Raw genomic sequence first — 16,826 nt, forward strand, 5'->3', positions numbered from 1 at the left:
CCTGAAGAGCCTTTGTGGTGATTCACTGCATTTAAATGAATATTCATACTCTGTATGACGTACAGGGTTATGTAGGGAGAAAACAATATAGCGATTGTTTTGGCGGCAGGGCCCGAATGCGCGGTCTTAGTTACCTAATGTAGACAGGTTAAAAATAAAAAGGAGTGAATAATATTCACTCCTTTTTTACATTCAAATTTTATCGTTTTGATATTCTATGCGAAATATCAACAATGCCTCTTAGTTGTGCATACCTAATTAAAATAGGTCATATACATAAGAGATATTATGAAAAATAAACCAATAAAATGGCAGTTCGGGGTGATAGTTCGAACACTCTCAGATGTGTGCTCCATAAGCGGCTACACATTTGCGTTATCGGGTTGGCTTCATTACAAAAAGGTCTGTGATATACCATTAATTACAGATATGGCAGCTAACTCGTATGTACTATTGATTTTAGCGTGTTACGCAAGCCATTTGACATTGGATATTATTGCGCAGTGGTCTAATCGCCATTAACTTCTAGAGCATCATTTTGATGCTCTTTCTTATGAATAGAATAGGGCGGTAATTTCATCGCAAAATTTTGTGCGATACACAATCGCAGATTGTAATAACGCAGCATCTTTGTGAGTCATGAATGGTTGTTGGGTTCTCTTATTTATGCGCTCTGGGAGCTCTGTCAGTAACTGGGTGTGTAATCTTTTTATATCTTCAAATATTTGCGTAGATTGTGAAAATATAAATACCTGTTGGTAGTGGCCTGCTTTAAGTGAGTCGAGGTATTTGAGCAGGATAGTCTGACGCGTCGATTTATTTTTAAATGAGTTTTCAATTTCGATGGCAACGACAGCTTTATCTGGTAATACGGCCACACCGTCTACAATTCGCGCACTGCCTTGGTTATATAATCGTTTAAATTCTGGCTCAGATAAAAATCCTGTCCATAGCGGCCTGTAAACGCCGTCTGAGGTATGGTTATGTAATCCGCGAAGGGCAACAAATGTATTCATCAGGTCGTGCATTATGTGGTTGTAGTTAACCTGCAGTGCGGGGTTTGATTTTGAGCGAAAGTAAGTATCAATACTGGTTTGCTCTTGTGCGTATTTAGCTCCTGAGTAGCTAGGAATATAGACCCGCCCATCAGGACTTCTGTGTGTAGGGACCATCGTTAACAGTTTTTCGTCTACTAACTTATTTAAATGGGCAAGCGCTTGAGGTTGACTAATATTATAGAACCAGCGAATAATCACTGGCGCGACAATAGAAAACCTAACCGCAATAAGGACTGTTAGAGCAGTACGGTTTACACCCTTTTGATAGTTGTTAGCACCTACGTTATATCGCATGTTAATATCAAAATAGCGGGCGTATTGGTGAGTATAGTCGTTATCGTTTTGCATTCGTGTTCACTAAATCAGGAGTCATAATTTATATAACTCCCGAGCATGCAAAATTGCTCGCTTATTTAGCGCGAATCATCAAAAATCGCCCATCGTTATATATATCACCAAACGCGATACTCATAAGTTTTTCACTACTGGCGCCGTTACGTGATTTAGACTGCGCTATATCAACCACAGTCACTGAATTGGTGCTGGCTTTTAAATCTTTTGTTGCAATGAGCACATTATCAACTGCACGCGCAATTTCAGTATGGCCTCGGTAGTTTTTGCCTGTTTTATCTGTGTGGTGAAGTATCAAAATTGCCTTTCCTTCGCTTCGCAATGCGTCAATGCATTTGTTGTAGTAGTTCCAGTCGTTTTGATTGAGCTCCTCTGCGGATGTATACAGTGCGGATAGGTTATCGAAAATCACTACATCGGCCCATTCAATATCACTGGCGAGTGCATCAAAACCGTCAGGTGTTGCAAGGTCAGGTATTCCTCCTGGAATACTTTTTCTATGAATTACTCTAAAAAATGGGTCACCAGGCCCAGCGCTTATCGCGTTAAAAATATTGCCAAAACGTGTTTGTATCTGATGCAGACCTAATTCAGCATCAATATACAAAACTTTTTTAGCTTCGCACGGCTCATTACCAAAACTAGTAGTGCCAGCAGCAACACACGCAGCGATATACTGAGAAATATAGGTTTTTCCAGAGCCAGCTCCGGCAGCAAGTAGCGTAGCCTCTCCGGCAGTTAATATCGAAGGCACAATGATGCATGGTTGAGGAATATCGGCCTGAACAATACTAAGCACGCTATCGGATCTTCTTAATTGGTGTAATGGCTTAGGTGTGCTTGTTGATTCACTGTTTTGTGAAAATTGTTGGGTATGTTTTTGGTCATTCATATTTATAAACTCCTATGGGATTGCGATATTTCGGAATTTCTAAATAGGATGTCGAAAAACGAACTAATTGTGTTTTAAGTAAAATTATCCAATTTATTTTTTATTTTTATTAAGCGTGTTTTTAAACGTAGAAAATTTGTATGAATTAAACTTATAAAGTAAGGCCTCCTCTTAAAGAGGAGGCCTTACTTTATAAGTTATTCTTTATTTCAATTAGGCAAAAATATTACGGTATTCATTGCAAGACGTTGTGCGTTTGCTCTTTTAATGAAACGAGGGATGAAACCATTGAGAGAAGCCGCTTTCAGCGGATGGCTTCGTCGCTTCGCTACTCAACCATAGGGCCTAAAACGCACGCCAGCTCTGATGTTGCTCCGCAACGAGCTGACTCGACGCGCTATCGCACTAGCGTTGTAGACCCAGCGCGAATGCACCGAGCTACGCTCTGTACTACCCGCCATCCTGCCGCTACAGACAATGCGATGGGTGCCCCATTATCCGCATTTTTCTTCGCTTTTATTTTCTACGAAAATAGATGGTTCGATATCAATTTGTGCCAAATCTTAATCGAATTTCGCTGATGCGAAACACTATCGCGGGTAGTACAGACCAGCTGTACATTCGCGCTGTCTCCATGTGTCTGCGGCTTCGCCTACAACACATTACGCGCTTGTTGGCCTCATTCTGAGGCGTTTTTTCTTGCAGTTTTTCGTGCCGAAAAATGCCATTTTAAACCTGTCTTGCAGACAAAAAACAGCCTTTAAAATAAACTAATTAATGTGTTTTTTAGAAATGAATAAAGGGTTTTTACTTAATAAAAAATTAGGTGAAGTAAGGGGGGGGGAACTACTTATGCAAACTGTTTGTTGCTGAGCTGCGCAGTCAAACGAGTTTGTTTTTTTATCACGAAATCATTAAATTTGAAAGCATAAATTAATAATTAAGAAGGTTTAAAAAATGAAAAACGACGCTAATGATATTGCTATAAATCCCTCAACAGGATTACCTATAACAAATGCGAGCGCTAATATCGTAGATGTTGGTGGCAATGTGGTGGGTCAGCCTAATAGAGTAATGACTGTTTATGAAATTGAAGAATCGATAAGTGATTCAAACAATGATGACTGTTTTGATGCATTTGACTCGTTTGATGATGGCTTTTAATGCCCATAATATTGAAAGCAATTAGTCGGTATCGAATAGAAATTGCCTATTCGACTATTGCTTTTAGTGGCTCAGCGTTACTGCTTTTTCAATATCAATCAACTCAAAATTTTGCCTGGTTTATTTCGCTGACCTTATTCTGTACCAAGATTGCTATTGGCATAATTAACTATGAGCAATATTGCCAAAGCAATAAGCGTAGCATGAAAACTATGCTGCAATATTTGTTATTTAAATTTGTATAACCCTGTTTATTTGTCCGAAATGCAAAGCGCCCAATTCTAGGGCGCTTTTTTAGTTTTATGATTTAGAAAAAGTGTGACTCTAATACTTAAGTGTATTTCTATGCGAATTCTTGGTGATATTGATAAGAGAAATCCTGTAACCTTATAACTTAAAAATAATTGTCCGACTTCTCTTATTTATATTTTCAAAAGTTGGGTATTGGTTAACAAGGAAGTAAATTAATGTATTACAGTGAAGTCAAAGAGCAGTACCTTGCTCATTTAAAGCAATCAAAAAATAGCATTACCGCTTATAAAGCCATAGTAAATTATAGTAATAAAACACTTACTGAAATTTCCGACGAGTCTTTTGAGTACTTAGAGAATGAGTTTGAGGGAGTGTTTTTTGCACAAGGAAGCAATAAGAGGCAAATATTAAAATCTACAGGTAAATATTTAATTGGTTGTTTTTCATTAGGTGGTACTTATCACTTAGCACTTCAAAATAAACATTACGAAGACTTACACAACACCCTGTATAAGCCAGTGTTTGAAAATTTAAAACTGATTAATGATGAGACGAATAAAGCCTTAAATTCTATCGGTTTTACATTAGAGAAAACAAATAAGCTTTTAAAAAAAGTTGGAAAGGTTTTACAAACTAAATCTAATGTTACAAGTGACAGAAAGTCAGTTGATCAAAAAGTAACTTTAATTCAGTTAAAGCAGTTCTCCGATGGTTTCAAAACTTCACTCAAAGCAGGGTTTGGTGGTTTAGTGGGTGGTACTTCAGCTATTGGTGCTTGGGGCGTCGTTACCATTATAGGTAGTGCATCTACAGGTACTGCTATTACCTCACTCTCTGGTATAGCTGCAACAAACGCAACACTAGCTTGGTTTGGTGGTGGTTCTATCGCTGCAGGTGGAGCTGGTATGGCTGGAGGGTTTATAGTTTTAGGTGGCATAATAGCAGCTCCGGCAATGTACTTTGCAGTAACAGGTTCATATAAAAAAGTCGAAAAAATAAAGATGAAAAAAGTTGAACTGTTGGCAGAGATAGAAAAGTTAACATCCCTTGAATCTGAAGCAACGGCACACCTTAAAACCGTCCAGCAGCATCATTACCACATTACCGAGTATGCCAATCACTTTGGTAAGTTGCTTGAAGATAACTTGAGGATGTTTAAAAAACATAGCTCACTTAAGTATAAAATTTTTGGCGGACAGATGAACGTTAAGCAAGAAAAAGCTTTTAACCTTCTGAACCAATATAGCAATGAGTTACTATTTCAGCTTGGTTATAGCAATAATTAGCTTAATACTTTTATTAACTCAGCTTGCTAACTTTTAATACCTTTTATTTTTGCTAATTCATTATATTTTATATAGCATCACTAAATAGCATGAAACACGTTGAATCAACGAGTTGTACGCAAAGCCTTGTTGGCTCATAGCGTAGTATTTAGGGATGGTTTAAGTTATGGATAAAAGAAAGCTCAGCGAAACCGATATAATCAGTAAGTTTATTCTACCCGCAGTTAAAACCGCAGGCTGGGATGATATAACCCAAATACGCCAAGAAGTTAAACTACGTGACGGTAAAGTAATCGTCCGTGGGCAACTTGGTGTACGTAAAACGGTTAAATCGGCTGACATAGTGCTTTACCATAAACCCAGTATGCCGCTTGCTGTCATTGAAGCTAAAGCGAATAAGCATGAAGTAGGTAAAGGCCTGCAACAAAGCTTAGATTATGCTAGATTGCTCGATGTGCCGTTTATATTCGCCTCCAATGGCGATGGTTTTATATTCCACGATAAAACTAAGCTAGGCACGCCTGATGCGCATAACCTTGAAACCGAAATACGCTTAGAAGACTTCCCATCACCGCAAGAGCTTTGGGCTAAATATTGTGCCTACAAGGGCTATACCGAGTCGCAACTTCCTATAATAAACCAAGCCTATTATGATGATGGTAGTGGCAAGCACCCGCGTTACTATCAGCTCCAAGCCATTAATAAAACAGTAGAGGCTATATCGTCTGGTAAAGACCGTGTATTACTAGTTATGGCAACAGGAACCGGTAAAACCTATACCGCGTTTCAAATCATATGGCGCTTATGGAAGTCACGCGCTAAAAAACGCATATTGTTCTTAGCCGACCGCAATATATTGGTTGATCAAACTCGCATTAATGACTTTCAGCCGTTTGGTACTTCAATGACCAAAATTACGGGCAGAACGATCGACCCCGCTTACGAAATACACCTAGCACTATACCAGGCGCTAACGGGGCCAGAAGAATCTCAAAAAGCGTTTAAGCAAGTTGACCCTGACTTTTTCGACCTTATTATCATCGACGAGTGCCACCGAGGCAGCGCAAGTGAAGATAGCGCGTGGCGCGAAATACTCACCTATTTTAAAGGCGCAGCGCAGGTCGGTTTAACCGCAACACCCAAAGAAACTGATGAAGTATCAAACACCGATTACTTTGGCGACCCTGCTTATACCTATTCCCTTAAAGAGGGCATAGAAGATGGCTTTTTAGCACCATACAAAGTGGTACGTGTCGACCTTGATGTAGATCTACAAGGCTGGCGACCAACAAAAGGGCAGGTTGATAACAACGGTGAAGTAATACAAGACCGCATATACAACCAAAAAGACTTTGACCGCACAATGGTGATTGACGAGCGTACACAACTAGTGGCCGAAACCATTACCAACTATTTAAAACGTACAGACCCTATGGCTAAAACCATCGTGTTTTGTAACGACATAGATCACGCCGAGCGTATGCGCCGCGCTCTTGCCAACTTAAACCCAGAGCAAATGGCAAAAAGCGATAAATACGTGATGAAGATCACTGGCGACGATGAATTAGGTAAAGGCCAGCTCGACAACTTTATAAACCCTAAACGCCCATACCCAGTAATAGCCACTACCTCAGAACTCATGACCACAGGGGTAGACGCTAAAACCTGTAAGCTAGTAGTGCTTGATCAAAACATCCAATCAATGACCAAGTTTAAACAAATCATTGGCCGTGGTACCCGTATTGATGACCGCTACGGCAAGCTGTGGTTTACCATACTCGACTTTAAAAAAGCCACCGAGTTATTTGCCGATGAACGCTTTGATGGCACCCCCGAAAAAGTAATTAAAGTAACGCCCACTGATATTGAAGACGTTGATATTGAGTCACAAGACGATACAACTGCCGAAGAGCAGCCTGATAGCGTATTCGATGATCAATCAACCGCTGACGATACAACCGATGCCAACAACGACACCATTAACGACCCCAAAGGCGATGGCACGCATGATGGCGAATGGGACGACGAAACTAACAAAATGGTTAAGTACCGCGTATCGGGTGTTACCGTTAATAAAGTGGCAGAGCGAGTACAGTATTACGATACCGACGGTAAGCTGGTTACCGAGTCTTTTATAGATTACACCCGTAAAACCATGAGCAAGCAGTACAGTTCATTGGATGACTTTGTAAAACGCTGGAACGAGTCAGATCGCAAACAAGCCGTAATAGACGAGCTTGCCGAAGAAGGCATTATTTGGTCAGCGCTAGAGGAAGAAGTCGGCAAAGACATGGACCCATTTGATATGATCTGCCATGTAGTTTACGACCAACCACCACTTACCCGTAAAGAGCGCGCAGATAACGTACAAAAGCGTAACTATTTCACTAAATATTCGGGAACCGCACACACCGTACTCGAGAACCTTCTGTTAAAATACGCCGATGTAGGTGTGCAAGAAATAGAATCTATGCAAGCACTTAAAGTAGCGCCGTTTAACGAAATTGGCAGCCTAAGTGAAATAGTAAAAAAAGGCTTTGGTGGCAAACCACAATACGAGCAAGCACTCAAAGAGCTTGAGGCCGAAATTTACCAAATGCCAGCGCCTAAAACAGCTTAAATTTATATTTGCTGTTGCTATTTATCAGCGTCAGCAAACATTGAACCATTTAAATTAAACAGCTTTCATATTTGCTTTTAGCCGCTGTTTATAAAAATAATCAAACAAGAGAATACTATGTCTATAAGTTCAGCTATTAAATCAATTCAAGATATCATGCGTAAAGACGCCGGTGTCGATGGCGACGCACAACGCCTTGGCCAAATGTCATGGTTACTATTTTTAAAAGTATTCGACGCGCAAGAAGAAGAGCTAGAGCTTGAATTAGATGACTACCGCGAGCCAATCCCAGAGCAATTTTTATGGCGTAATTGGGCAGCTGACAACGAAGGCATAACCGGCGATGAGCTACTAGAGTTTGTAAACGACAAGCTATTCCCAGAGCTTAAAAACCTAACAGCCCCTATAGATAAAAACCCACGTGGCTATGTAGTCACCCAAGCCTTTAGTGATGCCTTTAACTACATGAAAAACGGCACGCTACTGCGCCAGGTTATCAACAAACTAAACGAAATAGACTTTACCGACTCAAAAGAGCGCCACTTATTTGGCGACCTTTACGAGCAAATATTAAAAGACCTACAAAGCGCAGGCAACGCAGGCGAATTTTATACCCCGCGCGCCATTACCAAATTTATAGTGGCAGTAACCGACCCAAAACTAGGCGAGTCAATCATGGACCCGGCTTGTGGTACTGGTGGCTTTTTAGCGTGTGCGTTCGACCATGTAAAAGCTAACTATGTAAAATCGGGCGACGACCACCAAATACTTCAAAAGCAAATACACGGCGTAGAAAAAAAACAACTCCCGCATTTACTGTGTACTACCAACATGATGCTTCACGGCATTGAAGTACCGGTACAAGTTAAACACGGCAATACCCTAAATAAACCGCTTTCAAGCTGGGATGATCAAGTCGATGTAATCATCACCAACCCTCCATTTGGCGGCACTGAAGAAGACGGCATCGAAAAAAACTTCCCAAGCGACATGCAAACCCGCGAAACCGCCGACTTGTTTTTACAGCTTATTATAGAAGTGCTCAACACCAAAGGCCGCGCCGCAGTGGTATTGCCAGACGGCACCTTGTTTGGTGAAGGCGTAAAAACCAAAATTAAAAAGCTATTGGTAGAGGAATGTAACTTACACACCATAGTACGCTTACCTAATGGTGTATTTGCCCCGTACACAAGCATTAAAACTAATATCCTGTTTTTTACTAAAGGCACGCCAACAAAAGACGTGTGGTTTTACGAGCACCCATACCCAGCCGGTGTAAAAAATTACAACAAAACAAAACCAATGAAGTTTGAAGAATTCAAAACGGAGCTCGAATGGTGGGGTAACGAAGCAGACGGCTTTGCAAGCCGAACTGAAACAGAGCAAGCATGGAAAGTATCAATCGACGATATTATTGCCCGTAACTACAATCTCGACATTAAAAACCCGCATGTAGGCGAAGTAATCAGCCACGACCCACAAGAGCTATTAGCTGACTACTCAAAGCAGCAAGCCGACATACAAGCACTGCGCGATCAGCTTAAAGGTATATTGTCAGCAGCGCTTTCTAAAGATGTTGAGGGCAAGTAATGGCTGACTCAAAAACATCAACCACAATCGCAGAGCAGCTCATAACCGAGCATCTTGATATTTGGACGACTGCTATTGAGCAAAAATCGTCATCAGGTCGAGGCTCATCTAAAAAGTTTTCACTTCATGGTATTAAAAAGCTGCGTGAACTTATTTTAGAGCTCGCAGTACGTGGCAAGTTAGTGCCGCAAGATCCAAATGATGAACCAGCCTCAGTGTTGCTAGAGCGAATAGCCGCTGAAAAAGCGCAATTGATAAAAGAAAAAAAAATAAAGAAGGCAAAATTAGTTGATCTTAAAGATATGCCAGAAGTTAAGTTTGCTTACCCTGAAGGCTGGTCTTTACCTATTCTAAGTGAGCTCATAGTAAATAGTTCAGAAAATATTGTTGATGGACCATTTGGTTCTAATTTAAAGTCAACTGAATATGTCGATGAAGGTGTTCCTTTAATCAGGATTCAAAATGTCGATAGAAACAAATTCAAATATAACGGAATTCAGTATCTTACTCATGAAAAAGCAACAAGTTTAATTAGACACTCTTTTCATGGGGGAGATATTGTATTAAATAAATTAGGGGAACCCACTGGCAAGGCTTGTATTATCCCTGAAGACTTAGAGTTTGGAATTATAGTTGCTGATCTAATAAGAATAAAACTAGATGAAAGCTCTATTAATAAGCAGTTTTTAATTCATTGTATCAATTCGCCTTTTGTGGCTAACCAATTCAAAGGATTAGCTAAAGGGGTAACGCGTCAACGTGTAAACCTATCGCAAGTTCGCAGTCTTAAAATTCCTTTGCCCTCTAAGTCGGAGCAAATTAGAATTGTCGCCAAAATTGACCAGTTAATGAGCTTGTGTGATGCGCTTGAAGCGCAAACTGAAAACAGTATTGCGGCACATCAAACATTAGTTGAAGTGCTGTTAGAGGCTTTGCTGAAAGCACCTGAGGAAGGAGCAACACCGGAACAAACAGCTGAACAGTTCCAACAAAACTGGCAACGTTTAAGCGAGCACTTCGACACGCTATTCACCACCACAGCCAGCATCGACACGCTTAAGCAAACCATTTTACAACTAGTAGTAATGGGCAAACTCGTCCCACAAAACCCAAAAGACGAACCTGCCGCCAAACTCCTAGAGCGCATAGCAGCAGAAAAAGCTCAATTGATTAAAGATAAAAAAATCAAAAAGCAAAAACCACTGCCAGAAATCACCGACGAAGAAAAACCGTTTGAATTACCAAGAGGGTGGGAATGGGTTAGGTTTGGTTCAATCTTTATTGATCTAAAATATGGAACATCACAAAAATCCGATTATGGAATTGATGGCCAAGCCGTTTTAAGAATACCTAATGTTGTCAAAGGTTTTGTCTGTATCGAGGACTTGAAGTACTCAAAGCTAACAAATAAAGAGAAAGAAGACTTAAAGCTTCAAAGTGGAGATTTACTTTTCATTAGATCAAATGGAAGTTTAGGAATAGTTGGAAATTGCACTGTTGTTGACAGGGACCTTGAAGACTTTGCTTATGCAGGCTATTTAGTTCGAACTAGACTTCCTCAAAAGTTTGTATTATCGAAATTCATAGCGTTAATAATGAAAACCACACATATACGCGACCAGATAGAGAAGCCTATAAGAACAACATCTGGGGTTAAAAATATCAATTCTACAGAGTTGGGGCAACTTAGCTTCTCAATGCCATCACTCGAGGAGCAACACCGTATAGTAGCTAAAGTCGATGAGTTAATGACACTTTGCGACCAACTTAAAGCCCGTTTAACCGACGCACAAACTACTAAACTTCACCTAACCAACGCCATTGTTGAGCAGGCTGTAAATTAATCTATAACGGAATATAGAGAACAATAATAATGAGATTAAAATCACTATATATTAGCGAGTACAAAAATTTAAAAAATTTAAATTTAACGTTGGCTGATAATTTTTTAGAAGTGTTTGTAGGCAAGAATGGCTCAGGGAAATCAAATTTATTTGAAGCATTAATTGAGATTTTTAGGCATGTTTATGAATCTGAAATTAAGTATAGGGACAGTAATAGAAAGGAGATTATACCTGCGCCATTTAAATATAAAGTTGAGTACGAAATTGATAAGTCTACAGTATCTGTAGACTATACTGGAGAATTACTAGCAACAAAATATGTAATTCCTCCTGGAGATGACCACTTACCATTTCCTGAACATATACTTATGTATTACTCAGGTAAAAACAATAATATAGCTAAAATTTTAGAAAAGTATGAAAGCCGCTTTAGGCGAGCAATAGGTAATGAAGATGATAACGACAGTAGCCGCATTTTTATTGGTATTGGCTCTGAGTACAAACACTTGTTACTTGCAACTATGCTGCTTTTACCGGAAGAAAATAAAGCTAGGCAATTTATATTTGAGAAACTCGGTTTAGCTACTCAACAAACATCTATTCAACTGACTTTTACTCGCCCAAGTAAAACTTATGCTAAAGGTGTTCAAGTTGAAGACTTTGATACCAGAACTCATTATTGGGGTTTAAAAGGGCGGTCTTTAGAATTTGTAAAAAGGCTTGAAAAATGTATTAAGGGCGAGTTTCAGCATCGAGATATTTATTTCAAAACACCACAGCAATATGTATTGAACATAGATATTGAACTATTCCGCAATGAATTTGAGTATGATGATGCTGGCCGCTTATTTAGTTATTTTGATAATTTAAAAGCGTTAGAGATGTTGGCTGCCATCAAAGCTGATATAACCCTCACTTGTGGTACTCAAGCTAGCTTAGACTTTTTTAGTGATGGACAAATTCAGTCTGTTTATATTTACGGCATCAGCGAAATATTTAAAAATTATAACTGTTTAACTCTTCTTGATGAGCCAGACTCTTTTTTACACCCAGAGTGGCAGTTTGAGTTTTTAAGCCAAGTTAACGCAATTTCAGACACCGCACTAAAAACGAATCAAGTATTAATGACAAGCCATAGTGCTGTTACTTTAATTCCGCATGAAACTAATAAGATACGCTACATGGAATTGAAGAACGAAAACTCGCTTTGCTTTGAACTACCTAAACATGTTGCAGTACAGAAGCTCAGCTCAAATATAATTAATTATTCTGAGCATAAGAGTTTAGTGTCGATTATCCAAACTATTCAAACTGAAGATAAGCCAATTCTATTTACAGAAGGTAATTCTGACCCATATATTTTAAGTGAGGCATGGAGAAAGTTATATCAAGATGAAATGCCTTTTATCCCTTTCTATGCCTTTACTTGTACTTATATAAATCAGTTAATTACAGACAAGAGAATACATGCTGAAATGCAAGGTAAGCCTATATTTAGCTTGTTTGATTTTGATAAAGCGTTTAATCAGTGGAATTCTTTGAACGGTGACACCTTAGAGACAGATGTAAATAAGGGTTTGATAAAAAAGTGGGCTGAAGGAAACTCTTTTGCGATTATGCTACCGGTTCCTGAAAACCCTGATATCAGATCCCTTGTTATTAAAGACGAAGAAAAAGGAACAACTTGGGGGGGAGAGTCGAGTTGTGCGATAGAGCATTTATTTTATGGTTTGGATGCAACCAACCAATATTTTAAGGTAGAGCCCTCTAGAGGGGGAGGCCAAAGTATAGTATTTACCCACGATAAGATTAAATTTGCTAAGAATATAGTCCCACAATTAGGCTCTGAATGCTTTGAGGTATTTAGGCCTATGTTTGATTTTATTAAGCAACAATGCGCTCAATAAACAATATAGATAAATATTAAGGAACAATATGAAAACTATAAAAAAGTATGATTTTGACGGCCAGCAATTGGGCGTTGGGCGTCTTATTTTAGCAATAATGAAAAAGTATGTCGAAGACAATAATCCAACATTTGAACAGTTACAACAAGACTTCAAAGAGGTCGAGGAATACAGAACCAAAAGTAGACCCTTATATATAACTCTACAAGACTTGGAACAAAAGAAAAAGCAGACTAATTATAATAAAAAACGCTTTTTTGAGTTAGACGATGAGTCTTTAAAGCTTTCAGATAACACCATTGTATACGTAAGTAATCAATGGAGTGGTAATGGAGACAAATCAAGTGGCACCAACAAGTTTATTAACTTTGTTAATTCTAAGTTCAATTACAAAATTACAGACGTTGTAGAACATAAGTCTATCAATGATTTATATAACGATTACCTTAAAAAGCCAAGCAAGGGCTGGATCTCTGATTATGAGCGCTTTAGTGCAGAAGTTAAGCAAAATATAGATACTACTCCTAATGGATATAGTGCTGGTTTTATAAATGAATTATGGAAGCTTGATACAAATGGTATTACTGGAGTTAAACCTGGGGCACTAAGTGACATTGAGTTTAATAAACTTTTAGATGATTTACCTAAAATTACAGCTTTAATATTTAAAGATCCTTCAGCGGATACATTAAAAGAAGTTTATGAATGGGCGGAAAAAGCTAAAATAGTAGGTAAGCTAAAAACTATTAAATGGAGTGTAATTCACAGAGTATTTTCGGCTGCAGATACTCAAACATATAGTACTATTTTGAATGTGGATGATTTAAAGCTTTTTGCTAAATTATTAAATGAGAGTTTTTCTCTGGGTGTTAAAAGAAATGGCAATTGGTCTGAGTTAAATAAAGAAATTACGGCTAAAATTAAACAAAAAGTAGATAATGTTGAAGATACTATTACCTTTAATACATTTATCTGGTGGTTGTTTGAAAAGCTAAGAATTGAAAGACAGGATGAGGGCTTATATATAAACGAAGATGAAGCGGATCCTTCAATGACCACTGAGCTAAATAAATCGGAAAAAAAATCAAAAAACCTTATTTACTACGGTCCACCTGGTACTGGCAAAACTTTTACCCTGCAAAAGCTGTTAAAAGAACAGTACACAGAAACAGGAACTTCTGAAGAGCCTGTAGTTTGGCTTAACAATAAGTTGGGTGAGTTAAGTTGGTTTGAAATTATTACACTTATTTTGTTGGATTCAGAGCACTATTTATCTGTCACAGATATTGTGAACCATGAGTATTTTACAAAGAAGTTAGCGCTCAATGGTAGAACTGCCAACATAAGGCAGACAGCTTGGGCTGCTTTGCAAACTCATACCATTCAAGACTCAGAAACTGTTAAGTACGCCAAGCGCATTGAACCACTAATTTTTAACAAAGATAAAGATAGTAAGTGGACTATTGTTGATAAAGAACATGAACTAATCGCTAGTTATAAAGAGCAACTAAATGAGCTTAAGGCAGGTCCCCCTGTCGAAAAAGAAATAAAGCGTTTTGAGTTTGTGACTTTTCATCAATCTTATGGATATGAAGAGTTTATTGAGGGTTTAAGGCCAGTTACTAACGATGATGGTGATATAAGCTACGCTGTAAAGCCCGGGATTTTAAAGCGCCTCTGCAAACGTGCTGAAACTGACCCTAATCATCAATATGCACTAGTGATTGATGAAATTAACCGAGGCAATATTAGTAAGATATTTGGTGAGTTGATAAGCCTTATTGAAATAGATAAACGGGCTGGTGAAGAGCATTCACTTACCGTTACTTTGCCATACTCAAACTTACCTTTTTCGGTACCTAGCAACCTCGATATTATTGGCACAATGAACACGGCTGACCGTTCTTTAACGCATATAGATATAGCGTTAAGACGCCGTTTTGAGTTTGAAGAGCTTAGAACTGACTACTCATTATTAAAAGAAAATGTAGATGGTATTAACTTAAGGAAGCTTTTATTCACGATTAACAAACGGATAGAGCTTTTATTAGATAGAGAGCACATTATCGGCCATGCCTTACTAATGAAAGTAAATAATTTGGTAGATCTTAAAAAAGTATTTATCACTAATATTATGCCGCTATTGGAAGAATACTTTTTTGAAGATTGGGATAAAATTAAGCAAGTATTTAACGGCAACGGATTTGTTTCAGAGCTCAAAGATGCTCATACAACTTGGCTTGGTGGCTCTGATGAGTATGCAGCGAAGTCTTACTTTGTAGACCGTAAAGCCTTTGACAAGATTGAAAATTATACAGCTGTTTATCAAAGCATAAATGATGAAAATTTTGATGAAATGAAACAGAACTAAGGAAGGTTTATGCGTACATGGACTGTTTATGAGTTTTCTCGCTTGTATAAAGGTAATATTACTAAATATGAGGGTGATCATTTAAACTTAGAACACTCTCAATTTGAAGCGCTCAAACAGCTGTTAACTTGCAGTGAGGCAGACCATGATAAGTTATTTAGATATGGCTTTGAAAAGCGACAAGAGGTACTAGTTTGCCAAAACTACTTTGGTGTCATTTGTCTACCTTGCGGCGATCAAATTGAAATATTGCCTAAAATACATCGAAAAAGCGTACATAGTGAGAGTGATGAAAGTGGTATTAATAGTAATCGCTCTAACCTCATAAAGATGTTAAAGGCAACGCGTTATTTACCAGGTAAGGTTGCTGACAATGCATCGTTAGATATGGCTAAAATGCCGTTACTTGATGTATTCATACAATTGTTTTTGCAAGAAATAAGCTTATTAATTAAGCGTGGTGTGGCAAGGCAGTATGAAACGCATGAAAGTAATGAGCCTTTTATTAAAGGGAGAATATTGGTTAGTCAGCAAATCAGGCATAACTTAGTTAATAAACACCATCATTTTATAGCCTTTGATGAGCTGACAACTAATCGCCCTGAAAACCGATTAATTAAAAGTGCTTTGCTCTGGTCGCTCAGGCGCGTGACAGCAAAAACGCAACATCTTTGCAGGGAGTTACTATTTCATTTTGAAGAAGTAACAAGCTCAAAGGCTATATGGCAGGATCTCAATGCTTGGCAACGGGGCAGGCATTTATCTCACTATGAAGCGATTAGACCGTGGATAGAGATGATTTTTAAAGATCAAAGCCCTACATCGGTAAACGGTTCAAAAAGCATGTTGTCTATATTATTTCCTATGGAACGCGTATTTGAGGATTACGTACCAATTTGTCTGAAAAAACAATTTCAAAATTATGACATACAAACACAAACCAGCAGTCAATACTTAATAAGCCATACGCCTAGCGACAGTAAAAAACGTACTAATGATGGCAAGCTTTTCCAATTAAAGCCTGACATACATATTCAAGCAGAAAATAAATTAATTATTGGTGATACAAAGTGGAAGGTGATTGATGAAAACTTACCTAACAAAAAGTATGGAATAAGTGAAAGTGATATGTACCAGATGTTGGCCTATAACCAAACTTACCAAAAGGATGAATTAGAACCCGCAGTGATTTGGCTGATCTACCCTATGACACCTCAATTTTTAAAGCCCTTGCCTGATTTTATTTTTGATAACGGCCTTACACTTAAAGTATTACCATTTGATATTGATAAGTCGGAGTTAGTAGAGAACTCGGCTGATAATTAATGGTTAATATTGCCTAAACAGTTAAGGTTACTGAATTTAAGCTTAAAGTTCGGTTGTATAGCCTGCTTTTTTAGTGGTTTATCATTATTTTTTTGCTTATCACAGTTGATTTATATACTATCTCGCCACGACTAAAGTATTGCTTTATTTTAGTTGTGGATGGCG

The 16,826-nt window shown here is 38.3% G+C and carries 11 protein-coding genes; 9 read left to right on the top strand and 2 right to left on the bottom strand.

From position 1 onward, the window contains the following. Positions 1-288: 288 nt before the first annotated feature. Positions 289-522, top strand: coding sequence for a hypothetical protein (locus PX700_RS06335; protein WP_138529418.1), 234 nt, complete (start codon positions 289-291; stop codon positions 520-522). Between the two features lie 29 nt (positions 523-551). Here the strand turns inward: PX700_RS06335 and PX700_RS06340 are convergent, their stop codons facing one another. Next, complete coding sequence (locus tag PX700_RS06340) at positions 552-1,406, bottom strand: hypothetical protein (protein ID WP_479520226.1); 855 nt, start codon at positions 1,404-1,406, stop codon at positions 552-554. Between the two features lie 61 nt (positions 1,407-1,467). Continuing rightward, positions 1,468-2,301 (bottom strand): AAA family ATPase, encoded by an 834-nt coding sequence (locus PX700_RS06345; protein ID WP_197236903.1) that lies wholly within the window; start codon positions 2,299-2,301, stop codon positions 1,468-1,470. Positions 2,302-3,258: 957 nt separating this feature from the next. Here PX700_RS06345 and PX700_RS06350 point away from each other — a divergent pair. The 8 genes from PX700_RS06350 (at position 3,259) to PX700_RS06385 (ending at position 16,661) form a co-directional block, all read left to right on the top strand. Next, the gene (locus PX700_RS06350; RefSeq protein ID WP_069439592.1) at positions 3,259-3,465 is read left to right on the top strand and encodes a hypothetical protein; all 207 of its coding nucleotides are present in this window, start codon (positions 3,259-3,261) and stop codon (positions 3,463-3,465) included. A gap of 467 nt (positions 3,466-3,932) precedes the next feature. Beyond that, the gene (locus PX700_RS06355; protein WP_479520227.1) at positions 3,933-5,003 is read left to right on the top strand and encodes a hypothetical protein; all 1,071 of its coding nucleotides are present in this window, start codon (positions 3,933-3,935) and stop codon (positions 5,001-5,003) included. Positions 5,004-5,169: 166 nt separating this feature from the next. After that, complete coding sequence (gene hsdR / locus PX700_RS06360; RefSeq protein ID WP_479520228.1) at positions 5,170-7,623, top strand: EcoAI/FtnUII family type I restriction enzme subunit R; 2,454 nt, start codon at positions 5,170-5,172, stop codon at positions 7,621-7,623. Between the two features lie 117 nt (positions 7,624-7,740). After that, positions 7,741-9,213: an N-6 DNA methylase gene (locus tag PX700_RS06365; RefSeq protein ID WP_479520229.1), complete on the top strand. Its 1,473-nt coding sequence runs from the start codon at positions 7,741-7,743 to the stop codon at positions 9,211-9,213. After that, the gene (locus PX700_RS06370) at positions 9,213-11,057 is read left to right on the top strand and encodes a restriction endonuclease subunit S (protein ID WP_479520230.1); all 1,845 of its coding nucleotides are present in this window, start codon (positions 9,213-9,215) and stop codon (positions 11,055-11,057) included. The genes PX700_RS06365 and PX700_RS06370 overlap by 1 nt, the downstream gene beginning before the upstream one ends. A gap of 29 nt (positions 11,058-11,086) precedes the next feature. Further along, a complete protein-coding gene (locus tag PX700_RS06375; protein ID WP_479520231.1) occupies positions 11,087-12,964 on the top strand; it encodes an AAA family ATPase in 1,878 nt (625 codons plus the stop codon). A 28-nt stretch (positions 12,965-12,992) separates the two neighbouring features. Continuing rightward, complete coding sequence (locus tag PX700_RS06380) at positions 12,993-15,335, top strand: McrB family protein (protein ID WP_479520232.1); 2,343 nt, start codon at positions 12,993-12,995, stop codon at positions 15,333-15,335. 42 nt (positions 15,336-15,377) lie between these two features. Then, complete coding sequence (locus tag PX700_RS06385) at positions 15,378-16,661, top strand: McrC family protein (RefSeq protein ID WP_479520233.1); 1,284 nt, start codon at positions 15,378-15,380, stop codon at positions 16,659-16,661. The last annotated feature ends 165 nt before the right edge of the window (positions 16,662-16,826 follow it).

This window comes from Pseudoalteromonas sp. TP27, from assembly GCF_056470645.1.